The organism is Alphaproteobacteria bacterium (assembly GCA_005883305.1).
Lineage (GTDB): Bacteria > Pseudomonadota > Alphaproteobacteria > Sphingomonadales > Sphingomonadaceae > Allosphingosinicella.
Genome location: VBAC01000001.1, coordinates 1,855,186 through 1,871,468, shown reverse-complemented (window position 1 = coordinate 1,871,468; position 16,283 = coordinate 1,855,186). Strand labels below are relative to the sequence as shown.

The 16,283-nt window shown below is 67.7% G+C and carries 11 protein-coding genes; 1 reads left to right on the top strand and 10 read right to left on the bottom strand.

What is annotated here, in order from left to right; all coding sequences use genetic code 11:
* Positions 1–35: 35 nt before the first annotated feature.
* The 10 genes from pflA to E6G92_09260 form a co-directional block, all read right to left on the bottom strand.
* Entirely contained in the window at positions 36–878 is an 843-nt protein-coding gene (gene pflA, locus E6G92_09305; protein TMJ19936.1) for a pyruvate formate lyase-activating protein, read from the bottom strand.
* A complete protein-coding gene (pflB, locus tag E6G92_09300; protein ID TMJ19935.1) occupies positions 878–3,133 on the bottom strand; it encodes a formate C-acetyltransferase in 2,256 nt (751 codons plus the stop codon). Before pflB ends, pflA begins: the two co-directional genes overlap by 1 nt.
* A 16-nt stretch (positions 3,134–3,149) precedes the next feature.
* Positions 3,150–4,403 (bottom strand): MFS transporter, encoded by a 1,254-nt coding sequence (locus E6G92_09295; protein ID TMJ19934.1) that lies wholly within the window; start codon positions 4,401–4,403, stop codon positions 3,150–3,152.
* A gap of 7 nt (positions 4,404–4,410) precedes the next feature.
* Positions 4,411–6,003 carry an L-serine ammonia-lyase gene (locus tag E6G92_09290; GenBank protein TMJ19933.1) on the bottom strand — a complete coding sequence of 531 codons (1,593 nt, stop codon included), beginning with the start codon at positions 6,001–6,003 and terminating at the stop codon, positions 4,411–4,413.
* Positions 6,004–6,446: 443 nt separating this feature from the next.
* Complete coding sequence (locus tag E6G92_09285; protein ID TMJ19932.1) at positions 6,447–7,658, bottom strand: acetate/propionate family kinase; 1,212 nt, start codon at positions 7,656–7,658, stop codon at positions 6,447–6,449.
* Positions 7,655–8,620 (bottom strand): phosphate acetyltransferase, encoded by a 966-nt coding sequence (locus E6G92_09280; GenBank protein ID TMJ19931.1) that lies wholly within the window; start codon positions 8,618–8,620, stop codon positions 7,655–7,657. Before E6G92_09280 ends, E6G92_09285 begins: the two co-directional genes overlap by 4 nt.
* A 10-nt stretch (positions 8,621–8,630) precedes the next feature.
* Positions 8,631–10,061 (bottom strand): efflux transporter outer membrane subunit, encoded by a 1,431-nt coding sequence (locus tag E6G92_09275; GenBank protein TMJ19930.1) that lies wholly within the window; start codon positions 10,059–10,061, stop codon positions 8,631–8,633.
* The gene (locus E6G92_09270) at positions 10,058–11,185 is read right to left on the bottom strand and encodes an ABC transporter permease (GenBank protein ID TMJ19929.1); all 1,128 of its coding nucleotides are present in this window, start codon (positions 11,183–11,185) and stop codon (positions 10,058–10,060) included. The genes E6G92_09275 and E6G92_09270 overlap by 4 nt, the downstream gene beginning before the upstream one ends.
* Positions 11,186–13,930: an ABC transporter ATP-binding protein/permease gene (locus tag E6G92_09265; GenBank protein ID TMJ19928.1), complete on the bottom strand. Its 2,745-nt coding sequence runs from the start codon at positions 13,928–13,930 to the stop codon at positions 11,186–11,188.
* Positions 13,930–15,015: an HlyD family efflux transporter periplasmic adaptor subunit gene (locus E6G92_09260; protein ID TMJ20778.1), complete on the bottom strand. Its 1,086-nt coding sequence runs from the start codon at positions 15,013–15,015 to the stop codon at positions 13,930–13,932. Before E6G92_09260 ends, E6G92_09265 begins: the two co-directional genes overlap by 1 nt.
* Positions 15,016–15,345: 330 nt before the next feature.
* Between E6G92_09260 and E6G92_09255 the strand changes: the two genes are divergently transcribed.
* A complete protein-coding gene (locus E6G92_09255; GenBank protein TMJ19927.1) occupies positions 15,346–16,230 on the top strand; it encodes a LysR family transcriptional regulator in 885 nt (294 codons plus the stop codon).
* Positions 16,231–16,283 lie beyond the last annotated feature (53 nt).

The following is a 16,283-nucleotide window of genomic DNA, read 5'->3' as shown; positions in this document are numbered from 1 at the left end:
AGCCGGCGGCCGTCGCTCATGCGACCTTTCGTTCGCTAACAGGCGTCGAGACCCGCCGCCGAGAAGGTGCCGATCGCCCGATCGACCGACTCCCTGTCCGGCGGCTCGGCCCCGGCAAGGCTGTAATCAAGCCCGAGGCGCCCCCATTTATGCGCGCCGAGTTGATGGAAAGGCAGGATCTCCGCGCGCTCGACCACGCCGAGCGAAGCGCCGTAGGCCGCGACCTTCGCCATTTCGTCGGGATCGTCGGTCAGGCCGGGCACGAGCACGTAGCGCAGCCACATCGGCCGGCCAAGCGCGGCGAGGCGCCGGCCGAAGGCGAGCACGGGCGAATTGTCGCGGATGCCGCAGACGCGCTCGTGCTGCTCGGGCTCGAACGCCTTCATGTCGAGGATGACGAGGTCGATCAGCTTCAGCTCCTCGTCGCTGAGCCGCTCGGCATAGAAGCCGTTGGTCTCGATCGCGGTGTGGACTCCCATCGCCTTGACCGCGCCGAGCAGCTTGACCGCGAAGCGGTCCTGCATCAGCGCCTCTCCGCCGGACAGGGTGAAGCCGCCCTTCATCACCTTCAGGCCGTTGGCATATTTGCGCACGCCCTCGATCGCCCGGTCGATCGACACCGGAATGCCGTTGGCGAGCGTCCAGGTGTCCGGGTTGTGGCAGTAGCGGCAGCGGAACATGCAGGCCGTCGTCCACGCGACGAGGCGGATTCCGGGGCCGTCGACCGCCGATCCGGTGGTGTAGCTATGGAGGAATCCCATGTCCCCCGTCTTCAGCGCCGAGCGCACGTCGGTCTCGGGCACATCCTTGCCGAGATTGACGCGCATCTCGTAGGGGCTTTTGGCCTCCAGCGGGGGGCGCGGCTGGGCCTGCTCCATCACTCGCCGTGGAAGGTGCGGTTGATGACGTCCATCTGCTGCTCGCGAGTCAGCCGAACGAAGTTCACGGCATAGCCCGAGACGCGGATGGTGAGGCTCGGATATTTCTCCGGATGGTCCATCGCGTCGAGCAGGGTCTCGCGATTGAGGACGTTGATGTTCATGTGATAGCCGGTCGAGCCGAAAAAGGCGTCGAGGATCGAGGTGAGGTTTTCGATCTGGTCGTCCTTGGTGCGCCCGAGCCCGCTCGGAACCAGAGTCTCGGTCAGCGAAATGCCGTCCTCCGCGTCGCGATAGGGGATTTTGGCGACCGATGCCGCGGAGGCGTGGATCCCGTGGCTGTCGCGGCCGTGCATCGGGTTGGCGCCGGGCGCGAAGGGCTCGCCGTGGCGGCGCCCGTCCGGCGTGTTGCCGGTGGCCTTGCCGTAGACGACGTTGGAGGTGATCGTCAGCACCGACTGGGTATGCTGGGCGTGCCGGTAGGTCGGGCATTTGCGAAGCTTGCCCATGAAGGTCGAAACCAGCCAGCTGGCGAGATGATCGACCCGGTTGTCGTTGTTGCCGAACTCGGGATAGTCGCCGCTCGTCTCGTAATCGACGACCAGCCCGGTCTCGTCGCGGACCACCTTCACCTTGCCGTATTTGATCGCCGAGAGGCTGTCGGCGACCACCGAGAGGCCGGCGATTCCGAACGCCATGGTGCGGAACGGCGCGTAATCGTGGAGCGCCATCTCCAGCCGCTCATAGGCATATTTGTCGTGCATATAGTGGATGACGTTCATCGCGCTGACATAGACTCCGGCGAGCCAGTCCATCATCAGCTCGAGCCGTTCGAGCACGTCCTCGAACTCGAGAGTGTCGCCTTCGACCGCGCCGAAATGCGGGCCGACCTGCTTGCCGCTGATCTCGTCGCGCCCGCCGTTGATGGCGTAGAGCAGGCACTTGGCGAGGTTGGCGCGAGCGCCGAAGAACTGCATCTGCTTGCCCATCAGCATCGGCGAGACGCAGCAGGCGATGGCCCCGTCGTCGCCCCAGGCGGAGCGCATGATCTCGTCGCTCTCGAACTGTATAGAGCTGGTGTCGATCGCGACCTTGGCCGAGAAGCGGCGGAACGGATCGGGCAGCCGCGGCGAATACCAGATGGTGAGATTGGGCTCGGGCGCCGGCCCCAGATTGTAGAGGGTCTGGAGGAAGCGGAAGCTGTTCTTGCTCACCAGCGTGCGGCCGTCGTCGCCCATGCCGGCTATCGATTCCGTCACCCAGGTGGGATCGCCCGAGAACAGATCGTCATATTCGGGCGTGCGCAGGAAGCGCACGATCCGGAGCTTGATGACGAACTGGTCGACCAGCTCCTGCGCCTCCTCCTCGGTGATCAGGCCCGCGTCCAGGTCGCGCTCGAAATAGATGTCGAGGAAGGTCGAGACCCGCCCGAGCGACATGGCCGCGCCGTTCTGCTCCTTCACGCCCGCGAGGTAGCCGAAATAGAGCCACTGCACGGCCTCGCGGGCGGTGCGCGCCGGCCCCGAAATGTCGAAGCCGTATTTCGCCGCCATCTCCTTGAGCTCGCCGAGCGCCCGGATCTGCTCGGCCAGCTCCTCGCGGTCGCGGATCGTGCCGTCGCTGCTCCACTTGGCGTCGAGGCCTTTCTTCTCCTTCTGCTTCTGCTCGATCAGGCGGTCGACGCCGTAAAGCGCGACCCGGCGATAGTCGCCGATGATCCGGCCGCGGCCATAGGCGTCGGGAAGGCCGGTCAGGATGTGCGAGCTTCGGCAGCGCTTCACCTCCTCCGTATAGGCGTCGAACACCCCGTCATTGTGGCTCTTGCGGTATTTGGTGAAGGTCTCGACCACCGCCGGGTCGGGCTCGTAGCCGTAGGTCTTGAGCGCGGTCTCGACGAGGCGGAAGCCGCCGTTTGGCATGATCGCGCGCTTCAGCGGCGATTCGGTCTGCAGGCCGAAGATGACCTCGTTGTCGCGGTCGATATAGCCGGCGGCGTGGGCGGTGATCGAGCTGGGGATCTGGGAGACGTCGAGCACGCCCTTCTTGCGCTCCTCGACGAACAAGGCGGTGAGCCTGGCCCAGACCGCCCCGGTCCGCTCGGTGGGGCCGGCGAGGAACTTCTCGTCGCCATAATAAGGCGTGACGTTGCTCTGGATGAAGTCGCGGACGTCGATCTCCTTGTTCCACAGGCCCGAGCGGAAGCCGAACCAGGGCTCGCTGCCGTCGTGGACCGGTGGAATTGCCTGAGTCGCCATGTTCGTCTCCCTTGTTTCAGTCCCTCGCGGTGCCGGTTTCGCGGAGCAGGAACGTGAGCAGGATCGCGAGGGCCACGCCGTAGGCGAGCGGCTCGAACGCCGCCTGATAATGGGTGAGGTCGCGCTGCCCGCCGGCGCTGACCCGAACCAGCAGATTGGCGAAGACCGGGCCGAGCAGGGCCGAAAGCGAGAAGTTGATGAAGTTGATGACGCCTGTCGCCGTGCCGCTGTGCTCGGGGCGATTGGCTTCCTTGATGACCGTATAGGGAATCATCGCCCCGCCCGACGCGATTCCGGTGACGAGGCCGAGGACGAATGGCGGAAAGAGATGGGCAGGGCCGTAGAGAATCATCAGGAAGCAGCCCAGCAGGAGGGCCGCGCTTCCGGCGATGACCGGCTTGCGGCGGCCGATCCGGTCCGAAAGCATGCCGAGCAGCGGACAGCCGATGATCCAGCCGAAAGGAACGGTGGCCGAGCGCATGACGGCCATCGAATAGGGAAGGTCGTGCGCCTCCTGCAGGAAGCGAACCCCCCAGACCATGTCGAAGATCGTCGTCGGCAGGAACATCAGGCCGGCGATCAGGCCGCACAGGAGCGATTGCGGGTTGCGGAAGACGGCAACGATCGCCTTGCCCGCGCGGCCGGCCCAGCCGCCTTTCGCTGCGGCTTGCCTGGGCTCCGGAGCAGGAATGAAGCGCCAGAGGAGGAAGGCGATCGGCAGGCCGGCCGCGCCCATGAGCAGCCAGAACTTGTCCCAGGCGAGCCCGGCCCCGATCGCGGGGCCGACGAGGAACTGGCCCGCGGAGCCGCCGGCCATGCCGAACATCTGTGTCGCCCCGATCAGGGTCGCGGCGCGCGAGGCCGGGAAATGGGTGGTGGCGATATAGACCGCGCCGATCAGGGCGAAGACGCCCGCCGCGCCCTGGAGGAAGCGCCCGGCGCTGGCGATCGTCGGGTCCCCGCTCGCGAAGAGGAGCGCGCCGACTCCGAGCAGCGCCGCGCCGACGGGGACGACCCGGCGCGGCCCGAGCTGGTCCATCGCAACACCGGCGACGAGGCTGAAGGGCGCGTAGCCGAAGTAGAACAGGCCGACCAACGAGGCGAGGCCAACGGCGCTGAGGCCGAAGGCCTGCGTCAGCTCCGGAACCATCACCGCCGGCGCCGACCTCAGCACATATTGGTAGAAATAATAGACCGACGTCAGCAGCCAGGCGATCGCCACCAGGCGGAGCGCTCCATTGCCGCCGCGCTCCTGCGCCGAAGCCGCCATCGCCGGCTCAGCAGAGCACCACCGAGACGGCAAGGCCGCCTTCGGAGGTTTCCTTATATTTGGAGTTCATCTCGCGCGCGGTCAGCGCCATGGCGTTCATCGTCGTGTCGAAATCGAGCCGGCGGTTGGCCGGGATCTCGTTGCTGGCGATGAGATAGCCGGTCCAGGCCTTGACCGCGCCATAGGCGCAGCGCTCGATGCACGGCACCTGGACGAAGCCGGCGACCGGATCGCAGGTCATTCCGAGATGGTGCTCGAGCGCGGATTCGGCGGCGTTGGCGACCACCTGCGGATCGGAATCATAGGCCTGGGCGATCATCGCCGCGCCCATCGAGGAGGCGACTCCGATCTCCGCCTGGCAGCCGCCCTCCGCGCCCGAAAGCGTGGCGTTGTGCTTGCCGAGATAGCCGATCGCCGCCGCGGCGATCAGGCCGGCGCGGATCTTGTCGTCCGGGAGGCGCGCGCCCTGCTCGCCGAGCGAGTAGGCGATCGCCGGGATGACGCCGGCCGAGCCGCCGGTCGGCGCGGTGACGACGAGGTGGCCGCGGGCATTTTCCTCGGAGCCGGCGAGGGCGTAGGCCGTGACCAGCCCGATGGCCTTCTGCGCCTCGGAGCGCCCCTGCTGGGCGCGGCGATAGACGTCGCTGGCCTTGGTCTTCAGCCGGATCGGCCCGGGCAGAACGCCCTGCGGCGCCTCCAGCCCGGTGCGGACGATCGCCCGCATCGCGCCCAGCGTCGTATCGAGGAAGCGGTTGATGTCCGCCTCGCTCTTGCCCGAGACCGCGACCTCGTTGGCCATGGCGACCTGGGCGACCGACAAATTGTTCTGCCGCGCGTGCTGAAGCAGCTCGGCCATCGTCTGGTAGGGATAACGCGGCGCGCCCTTTTGCGGGGGCGTGTAATTCTCCCATTCGATGAAGCCGCCGCCGACGGAATAATATTCCTTCTCCAGCAGCACGCGCTCGCCGGCCATCAGCTTGGCCTTCATCGTGTTCGGATGATGGAAATCGCCCTGCGGCGCGTCGTAGATGATGTCCGCGAGGCTGGCGTTGAAGCGCGCCGGGCCGAGCGTCACCGGGAAGGTCTGGTCGGGATTGGCGGCGAGCCCGTCGAGGAAGGCCGGATCGGTCGTCGCCGGCTCCATGCCGATGATCCCGGCGAGGGCGGCGCGCTCCGTGCCGTGGCCCCGCCCGGTCGAGCTCAGGCTGCCGAACAGGTGGACCTTGAAACCCGTCGCCTGGGCGAGCTGGGCGGCCGGCAACTGGCTCGCGAGCTGGAAGAAATTGTGGGTGATCCGCATCGGCCCGATCGTATGCGACGAGGAAGGGCCGGGGCCGATCTTGTAGAATTCGTCGAGCGTGGTCTGGATCGGACCGCGCGAGCGGCGAACCACGTCCAGCTCCGGAGAGAGCGGCGGCGCGGCGGGCGTCGCGGGCGGCGTCTGGGCGAAGGCGGTCATCGGCCGCCCGGTCAGCACGACCATCGCGCTCGCCAAGGCGCTGCGCATCATGAAGGCCCGCCGGTCCCAGCCCTCGGGCGCTTCCTGATAGTCGATTTCGGTCAGGAACGGCGCGGAATCGCTCTCGTCTTCGGCCCTCATCGGACGTCTCCAGCTTCGGGGAACCCGCTCCCCCGTCGGCGACTATCCGCGCGCCGGGGCGTCCGGCCCATTGGGGGAGATACTCAATAAGGCCGAGGCGAATCCCTAGGGGACGGCCGTATGGGAGCAGCTCGGGGCGCCGGGCATTTCGCGGTGGCCGGATTTCTGCATGCCTCTCTAGAAAGTTGGCTGCCAGCGCCAATCAAAGGGAGTCACCCCGGCGAAGGCCGGGGCCCATGAACCGAAGCGGTTGGGGACCGGCGCCGGCGATCCCGCTTCACCTCAAAGACCGTGTTCATGGGTCCCGGCTTTCGCCGGGATGACTCCGAACTAGATCAGGAGCCTAGCGGGAGAAAAGGGCCCGTCCGTCCGCCTTCTTGAGATCGTGTAAAAGGACGAAGAAGGTGAATGCCGGGTCGGGTCCGCACGACGAAAAAGATGGATCAGACCGCGATCGGCTGCGGCGCCGCCGGATTGCCGAGGGCGAGCAGCGCCGTGGTATGCCGAGCGATCATCTTCTCCTCGTCGGTGGGGACGACCCAGGCCGCCAGGCGGGACTCGCCGGCGCTGATCCGGCCTTCGCCCTCCTCGTTGCGCGCGGCGTCGAGGGTGAGGCCGAGCCAGGCGCAGCCTTTGGCGATTTCTTGCCGGGTGAGCGTGTCGTGCTCGCCGATGCCGCCGGTGAAGACCAGGGCATCGAGGCCGCCCAAGGCGGCGGCGAGCGAGCCGATCTCGCGGACGATGCGGTAGACGAACAGGGCGATCGCCTCGCCGGCTGCGGGGTCTTCCGACGCGCGAAGGGCGCGCATGTCCGACGAGATTCCGGAGACTCCGAGCAGGCCCGACTGGCGGTAGACCAGGTTCTCGATGCCGCGCGCGTCCAGCCCCTCTTCGTCCATCAGGTAGATGAGCACGCCGGGATCGAGCGCTCCGCAGCGCGTGCCCATCATCAGCCCGTCGACGGCGGTGAAGCCCATCGTCGTGGCGACGCTTGCGCCGCCCCGCAGAGCGCAGAGGCTGGCGCCGTTGCCGAGATGGCAGACGATGACCCGCCCCGAATGCAGATCGGGCGCGACTTCCGCGAGGCGCTGGGCGACATATTCGTAGGACAGGCCGTGAAAGCCGTAGCGCCGCACCCCGGCCTCGGTCAGCCGCCGCGGAATGGCGAACATCTGCGCGAGGTCCGGCTGGCGGCGGTGGAAGGCGGTGTCGAAGCAGGCGACCTGGGCGATGTGCGGCGCCGCCTCGGCGATCGCCGCGATGGGCGCGAGATTGTGCGGCTGGTGGAGGGGAGCGAGCGGCTCGAGCTTCCGCAGCGCCGCGAGCACATCGGCGTCGATCCGAACCGGTTCGGCGAAGTCCGTGCCGCCATGGACGACGCGGTGGCCGACGCCGCGGACCTGGGCGCCGGCAAGCAGGTCGCGCGCGGTCTCGAGCACGACCTGCGTCGCCGAGCGATGATCGAAGCCCTTGGCTGGCCAGCTCGCCTCGGCGACCGGATTGCCCGCGGAGTCCTTTGCGCTGAGGTGCGGCGCGATCCCGATCTGCTCCATCTGGCCGCGAAACAGAACGGGCAGATCGGGCGCGTCGGCATAGAGCGCGAACTTGATGCTCGACGAGCCGGCGTTGAGGACCGCGATCGCCGCCTTCGTCATAGGAGGGCCGCGGCCGCATCGCGCCGCCTCGCCGCCGCGACGAGCAAGGCGACCGCGCAGGAGGCCAGGCGGGCGATCAGCGAATCCGCCCTGCTGGTGAGGATGATCGGAACGCGGGCGCCGAGCACGATTCCGGCGGCGTCCGCGCCGGCGAGGAAGGACAGGCTCTTGGCGAGCATGTTGCCGGCCTCCAGATCGGGCACGATCAGCACGTTGGCGCGGCCCGCGACCGGCGAGACGATCTTCTTGATCGACGCCGCCTCGGGGCTGATCGCATTATCGAGAGCGAGCGGCCCGTCGAGCAGGCCGCCAATGATCTGCCCGCGGTCGGCCATCTTGCAGAGCGCCGCAGCCTCGAGCGTCGAGGCGACCTTCGGGTTGACCGTCTCCATCGCGCTGAGGATCGCCACCCGCGCCTCGGGCGCGCCGAGCCAGTGGGCGAGGTCGATCGCGTTCTGGACGATGTGGACCTTGTCCTCGAGGCTGGGGGCGATGTTCACCGCGGCGTCGCTTATGATCAGGGCGTCCTCGTGGCCCGGAACGTCCAGAACGAAGCAATGGCTGATCCGCCGCGCTGTGCGCAGGCCAGTGTCGCGGGCGACCACCGCTCCCATCAGCTCGTCGGTATGGAGGCTGCCCTTCATCAGCGCCTCGGCCCGGCCGGCGCGGACGAGCTCGACGGCCTTGGCGGCGGCCGCGTGGCTGTGCTCCGCGTCGACGATCTCGAACGCGGCGATGTCGAAGCCGCTCTTATCCGCGGCGGCCTGAATGCGGTCTCTGGGGCCGACCAGGATCGGCTCTATCAGCTTCAGCCGCGAGGCCTCGACGGCGCTCTCCAGCGCCGCCTCGTCGCACGGATGGGCGATCGCCGTCGCCGCCGGCGCCTCGCGCTGCGCGCGCTCCACGAGGCGGCGGAACTTGTCGTGGCCTTGCTCCTGCGCGGCGAGATCGACGTCAGCCACCCTATCCTCCTCAGCCCGTCGGCCTCACCCAATTGTCCTGAAGCTGCCAGCCGCCGCCGAGCGCCTTGTAGAGGTTGACGGTCTCGGCGAGCTGGGCTTGCTGGACCTGGGCCAGCTCATCCTCGGCCGGGAACAGCTGCTGCTCGGCCTCGATCACCTCGAAATAGGTGGCGCGGCCGTCGCGGTAGCGTAGGTTGGCGAGCTCGACCGCGGCGCGGCGCGCCGCCACTTCGGCCTCCAGCGCCCGCCGCCGCTCGGCGAGCCGCTGCTGCGCGACCAGAGCATCGGAGGTCTCGCGGAAGGCGACGAGGATCGTCTGGCGATATTGCGCCACCGTCTCGTCCCAGAAGGCGCGTCGCTCGTCGTAGATGGATTCGAGCCGCCCGCCGGTGAACAGCGGCCCGGCGAGATTGCCGAGGATGTTCCACACGCCGAAGCTGCCGCCGATATTGCCGTCGCCGTCGACATGGAACCCGCCGAGCAGGCTCGACAGGCCGATATGCGGGTAGAAATTGGCGACCGCGACCCCGACCTCGGCATTGGCTCGGATCATCTCCTGCTCGGCGCGGCGAATGTCCGGCCGGCGGCGGAGCAGATCGCTGGTCAGGCCGACGGGCGTCTGGGGCAGGTTCTGGGCGGTCAGCGGATTGCCGCGCTGGATGTCGTGCGGGTAGCCGCCGGTGAGCGTGCTCAGCGCGTTTTCCTGCTGGGCGATCTGCTGGTGGACGTCGGCGACTCGCGCGGTGCTCGATTCGTAGGAGGCGCGGGCGCGTTCCGACGGCAGCCGGCTGTCGCGGCCGCCCTGGAAGCGAAGCACGAACAGATCGAGCGTGCGCTTGTGGGTCGCCGAGCTTTCCTCGGCGATGGCCAGCTCGCGGTCGAGCCGGAGAAGGCGGAAATAGCCGGCGGCGACGTCGCTCACCAGGCTCAGCATGATTCCGCGGCGAACCTCCTCCTGGGCGAAGATGTTGGCCTGCGCGGCCTCGTTCCGCCGCCTCACCCGGCCCCAGATGTCGAGCTCCCAGGCGGCGTTGAAGAAGCTTCCGATCGAGGCGTAGCCCACCGTGTCGACGTCGCCCGGCGTAGGGGCGAGGGTCTGCTGGACGCCGCCGTCGGCGCCGTAGCCGATCTGCGGGTAGAGCTCGGAGCGCGAGACTCCGAGCTGGGCGCGCGCCTGCTCGATCCGCGCGGCGGCGATGGCGAGATCGTTGTTGTTGGTCAGCGCCTCGGTGATCAGCGCCTGAAGCGCCGGATCGTTGAACACGTCCCACCAGGGAAGATCGGCGAAAGAGCTCGCCTCCGCGGGCGTGATCTGGGCGCGGAATGCGTCCGGCTGGCTGATCTGCGGCCGCGCGTAATCGGGCCCCATCGTGCAGGCCCCGACGGAAAGGGCCGCGAGCGTGACCGCCATGAGCTTCGTCTTCACCTTCGGGCTCCTCATTGAATGGCCGCCAGCATCTTGCGGAAGCGGGTAAGCGAATAGAGGACGTAGACCATGCCGATCGCGAGCATCTTGAGCATCGCGGGGAGGACCATCGTCACGCTCGCGTTTCGGAACAGCACCGCCTGCGAGAAGGCGACGAAATGCGTCGAGGGGACGAACTGCATCGCCTTCTGGAGGAAGATCGGCATGCTCTCGAGCGGGGTCTGGCCGCCGGACAATAGGCTCATGACGATGAACACCGGGAAGGCGAGCAGGCCGAACTGGGGCATCGAGCGGACGATCGTCGCCAGCATGATTCCGAGCGCGGTGACCGAGAAGAGGTAGATTGCAAGACCCGCGGCGAACAGGGCGATCGAGCCCGAGACCGGAACGCCGATCGCGCCCTTCACCACCAGGAAGAGCGAGGCCATCGCGGCGACCATCACCACCAGCCCGTTGGCCCAGACCTTGGCGAACATCAGCTCGAACGGGCGCAGCGGCATGACGAGGAGGTGCTCGATATTGCCGTGCTCGCGCTCGCGAAGGACGGCCGCGCCGCACAGGAAGATGGCGAGAACCGAGATGTTGTTGATCACCTGGTTGATCGCCACGAACCAGCTTTGCAGCATGTTGGGGTTGAAGCGCGCGCGGGTCTGCATGCCGACGACCGGCCGGTCCTGCGGGCGGGCGCCGACCGACCAGTAAGGCGCCGCGCTGGCGTTGACGATCGTCTGGATATAGCCGGGGCCCCGGCCCGCCTGGCTCATCGCCGTGGCGTCGGTGACGACCTGGACCTCGGGGCGCGCGTCCTCCTCGAGGTCGGCCTGGAAGCGCGGCGGGATCAGCACGACGAAGGTGTAGCGGCCGCGGTCCATCGCCCGGTTGATCTCGCTGAAAGGGATCATCTGGGCGGGCAGGAAGAGCGGGGGGAGCATCGCGTCCTGGACCGAGCGGGATGCCTCGGACCGGTCCTCGTCGACGATCGCGATCGAGGCGTTGACGACGTCCATCACCGCGCTCTTGGCCGGCGTGTAGACCGAGAAGGTGAAGGTGTAGGCGATCAGGAACAGCAGCACCGGATCGCGCCACAGGCTGACCAGCTCCTTTATGCCGAGGTGGAAGATGTGCCAGAAGCCGCGCATCTACTTCTCCTGCTTCTTGAGGAGAGCGGCGGAGACGGTGAAGTAGATCGCGGCGATGATCGCCAGGCCGAGCAGGTTCGGCCAGACCGCGGCGAAGCCGAGATCCTTGGTGAAGGTGCCGACGGCGACCGCCTGGAAATAGGTGCTGGGGAAGATCTGCGAGGCGAACCAGGCGCCGCCGGAGAGCGACGAGGTGGGCACGAACATGCCCGAGAATTGCACCGCGGGCAGGATGGTGATGATCGCCGCGGCGAAGATCGCCGCGGTCTGGGTGCTGGCGAAGACCGAGATCAGCAGGCCGAAGCCGGTGCTCGCGAGGACGTAGATCAGGCCTCCGACGGCGAGCGCGAGAAGGCTGCCCTTGACCGGCACGCCGAACAGGAAGACGGCGAGCGCGACGAGCGTGACGAACTGGATCAGTGCGACGGTGATGTAGGGGAGCTGCTTGCCGAGCAGGAATTCCGACCGGGTCGCCGGCGCCGCGTAGAAATTGGCGATCGATCCCAGCTCCTTCTCGCGCACGACGCTGAGCGCGGTGAGCATCGAGGGGATCAGCATCAGCAGAAGCATGATGTCGCCCGGGACCATCGCGTAAACGCTCTCGAACGACTGGTTGTAGAGAGCGCGGGGCTGCATGACGATCGCCTGGCGGGGCGGCGCGAGCCCGTTGGTCCGGCGAAGCTGCGCCTCGTAGGCGCCGTGCGTGCCTTCGACATAGCCGCGCGCCGTCTCCGCCCGGAAGGGCACGGCGGCGTCGAAATAGGAGGCGATTTCGGGCTGGCGCCCCTGGCGAAGCTCGCGCTCGAAGCCGTTCGGGATCTCGAGCACGAAGCGCAGCTCGCCGTTTCTGAGGCGCCGGTCGAGCTCGGCATCGTTGGTCACCGGATCGTGCTCGTCATAATAGATCGAGCCGCGATAGGCGTCGGCATAGGTGCGGCTCGCGGCGGAGTTGTCGTAGTCGAGCACGGCGTAGGTCAGGTGCTGGACGTCGAGCGAGATGCCGTAGCCGAACACGACCATCAGCAACAGCGGCCCGAACACGGCGAAGGCGAGCCGCACCGAATCGTGCCGAAGCTCGATCGCCTCGCGCCGGGCGAAGGCCCAGACGCGGCTGAAGCTGAACTTGCCGGCCTTGTCGCCGGCGTGGGATTCGACCTCGGCTGCCGGCGGCGGCTCGACCGCTTCGAGCACCGGCGGGGCGTCCTTGGCGAGCTCGTCCTCCAGATAGCCGATGAACGCGGCCTCCAGGTTCGGCGCCCCGCGCGCCTTGACCAGCTCCGCCGGCGGCCCCTGGGCGAGGACCTTGCCGCGGTGCATCATCGACATCCGGTCGCAGCGCGCCGCCTCGTTCATGAAGTGGGTGGAGAGGAAGATCGTCACCCCCTCCTCGCGCGACAGGTTGATCATCAACTCCCAGAAGCCGTCCCGAGCGACCGGATCGACGCCCGAGGTCGGCTCGTCGAGGATCAGCACCTCCGGCTCGTGCAGCACGGCGACGGCGAGCGACAGGCGCTGGCGGATGCCGAGCGGAATGGCCTCGGCGAGCGTGTCGGCGACCGTCTCCAGCTGGAACTTGGTGATCAGCTCCTCGACCCGCTTCTCGCCTGCTTCGGGGGTGAGATCGAACAGGCGGGCGTGCAGGATCAGGTTCTGCCGAACGGTGAGCTCGGTGTAGAGCGAGAAGGCTTGGCTCATGAAGCCGACCCGGCGGCGGGTCTCGATGTCGCCGCCTTTGACCGCCTGGCCGAACAGGAGAGCCGTGCCCTCGGTCGGCGGCAGCAGGCCGGTCAGCATCTTCATCGTCGTCGTCTTGCCGCAGCCGTTGGAGCCTAAGAATCCGAAGATCTCGCCGCGCTCGATCTTGAACTCGACATGGTCGACGGCGGTGAAGGCGCCGAACTTCTGGGTCAGCCCGTGGGCCTCGATCGCCGGCGGCCCGCCGGAGGCCTTGAACGGACCGATGACCGGCTCGTGATGGCCCTCGCGCGCCTCCGGCGGCAAAAGCTTGATGAACGCCTGCTCGAGCGTCTCCGAATCGGTCTTCTCGCGCATCTCGGCGGGCTTGCCGGTGTCGAGCACCTTGCCGGCGTTCATCGCCACCAGCCAGTCGAACCGCTCGGCCTCGTCCATGTAAGCAGTGGCGACGATCACGCTCATCTGCGGGCGGCGCTCGCGGATTCGGTCGATCAGGTCCCAGAACTGGCGCCGGGCGAGCGGATCGACGCCGGTGGTCGGCTCGTCGAGGATGAGCAGATCGGGATCGTGGATCAGCGAGCAGCACAAGCCGAGCTTCTGTTTCATGCCCCCCGAAAGCTTGCCCGCCGGCCGGTCGCGGAAGGGCTGGAGATCGGTGCTGGTGAGGAGGTCGTCGATCCGGTATTCGCGCTCCGCCTTCGATTGGCCGAACAGCCTGCCGAAGAAATCGACATTCTCGAAGATCGAAAGTGTCGGATAGAGATTCTTGCCGAGCCCCTGCGGCAAATAGGCGATGCGCGCAGCGACCGCCGTGCGGAACTTGGGGTCGTCGATATTGCCGCCGAGCGAGGTCGCCTCGCCGCTTTGCAGCTTGCGCACGCCGGCGAGGATTCCGAGCAGCGTGGACTTGCCCACCCCGTCCGGCCCGATCATCCCGATCATCTTGCCGCCCGGAATGTCCAGGCTGATGTCGTCGAGCGCTACCGTCTCACCATAGACCTGGGTGATGTTTCGGACGCTCGCGCAGAATTCATCTGCGGCGAACGCCATCATCGTCCGCCTTGGCGACCGGCGGGTGCGAAGAGGTTCGGCGGAATGCGGGCCGGCGGCTGGAGGTTTGCCGGCCACTGGGCGCTGTTGTCGAAGCGGACATAGCCCATCGCCGGCGCGCCGACGCGCACGAGCTGCTCATATTGGGCGAGCCGGTCGCGCGGGATCTGGAGCTTCACGCGGAAGGTGAGGTTGTGCCGCTCCTCTTCGGTCTCGACCGCCTTGGGCGTGAATTGCGCAGTCGGCGAGATGAAGGAGACGAAGGCGCGGATGGGGTATTGCGGCGCCGCGTCGAGCACGATCCGAGCCTCGGAGCCGTTGGCGATCCGCCCGGTCACCTCCTCGGGCAGGAAGACGTACATATAGACGTCGCGAAGATCGACGATCGAGAAGACCCGGCCGCCGGCGGCGAGCACCTCGCCGACCTCGGCGAGACGGTTCTCCACCCGGCCGCGCATCGGCGCGACGAGCACGGAGTCGCGGATCTGGGCGCGGATTCGATCGGCCTCGGCGCGCGCGGCGGCGATCGTCGACTGGGCACGGATCGCCTGCGCCTGGGCGCCGACCAGATCGTTCTGAGCGGCGGCCATCTGGGCTCGGGTGCCCGCCGCCGTGGCGCGGGTCGAAAGCATGCGGGCGTTGTCGGTCTCGGCTTCCTGCTGGCTGACCGCGCCGGAAGGCACCAGGTTCTGCGAGCGCCTGTGCTGCTGGCCGGCGAAATTGGCTTCGGCCAGGCGAGCGCTCACCTCCGCCCGGCGCGCGCCGACCTGGGAGCCGCGGGCGGCAACTTCGGCATAGGCGATGCGCTGCGCGTCCTCGGCCTCGCGAACCTGCGCCTCGGCCTGGCGAAGCCGCGCCTCGAGCTCGTCGACGTCCATCCGCGCGACGACCTGGCCGCGCTGGACGATGTCGCCTTCGTTGACGAGCACCTCGCGGATCCGCCCCGGATATTTGGCGGCGATATAGACTTCGTTCGCTTCGAGCCGGCCGTTGCCGGAGGCGAAGCCGGCCGGAAGGCTCGATCCCGAGAGTAACCACCAGGCCAGGGCGCCAATGACGACGACGGCCGCGATGACGATGATCATGCGACGGCGGCCTGATCCCGCGACGGCTTCGCCGCCCTTGATGCGCTCGAACTTCATGCCGCCCTCCGCTGATCAGGGGCGAATCTATCGAGCGGCGCCGGGCAACGTCATTGGGGCGAATCCCTAAACGGCTATGCGCAACTCCCTAGTCCGAGGCGCTCAGGCCCCGGAGGGGTGATTAGATCGCGCGCGTAGGCGATAGGTTGTGTAAGCGCGCGGACGCTTTAGACTCGAACGCGGACGTCAGCTGCGCGACGGTGGCGGGGGCGGCAATGGCGATCACCGTCGGCGTGAGGAGTTTGCGATGGATTGGGGGGGACATCTGCCTGAATGAATCTGCGCCACATCGAGATTTTCCACGCCGTCTACGTCAACGGTTCCGTAAGCGCGGCCGCGCGCGCGCTCAACGTGTCGCAGCCGTCGGTGTCGAAGATGCTTCGCCACGCGGAGAGCCTGCTCGGATTCCAGCTCTTCCAGCGCACCAATGGCGGGCTGGTGCCGACCCAGGACGCGCATTTGCTGTTCGTCGAGGTCCGCGAGATCCAGGACCGGGTCCACGCGCTGCGCGAGGCAGGTCGGAACCTTCGCCGCGGGGCCGGCGGAACCTTGCGCATCTCTGCGCTTCCGTCGCTCGCGCTCGACGCCATTCCCACCGCCGTCGCGCGTTTTCTGCGGACGCATGAGAATGTGAAGTTCGATCTGCAGACCGTCCACCACGACGATCTGCTGCGAAAGCTCCACGAACGCGAGACGGACATCGCGATCGCCTATCAGGTGCCGCCGGCAGCCCCGATCGCCCAGCGCTGGGTCGGCGAAGGCGAGCTCGTGGTGCTCTATCGTGAGGAGGACATGCCGGATGCCCCGCCCTGCATCGAGCTGACCAGGCTCCAGGGCAAGCGCTTCATCAGCCTCGCCGCGAGCGGACCGACGGGGCGGCTCTTCACCGAGGAGCTGGAGCGGCTGAACATCGAACTGGACGACGTGATCTCCGCGCGCACCTTCTACATCGCCGGCGCCCTGGTCCGCCACGGCGTGGGAATGACGGTGATCGACAGCTTCACGGCCCAGGCCTGCCTCGCGCCCGGCCTCGCAATGCGGCCGCTGAAGCCGCGGATCACCTTCGACATTCACGCCATGTTCCTGAACAATCGGCCGCTCGGCGCGCTGGCGACCGAGTTCCTCAAGACGCTCAAGCAGGTCCTGGATATTCCATAGCGCGCGGCTATGGCGCGCCGCCGCATGGATATGCGCGGACGCCGGGGGTGCGG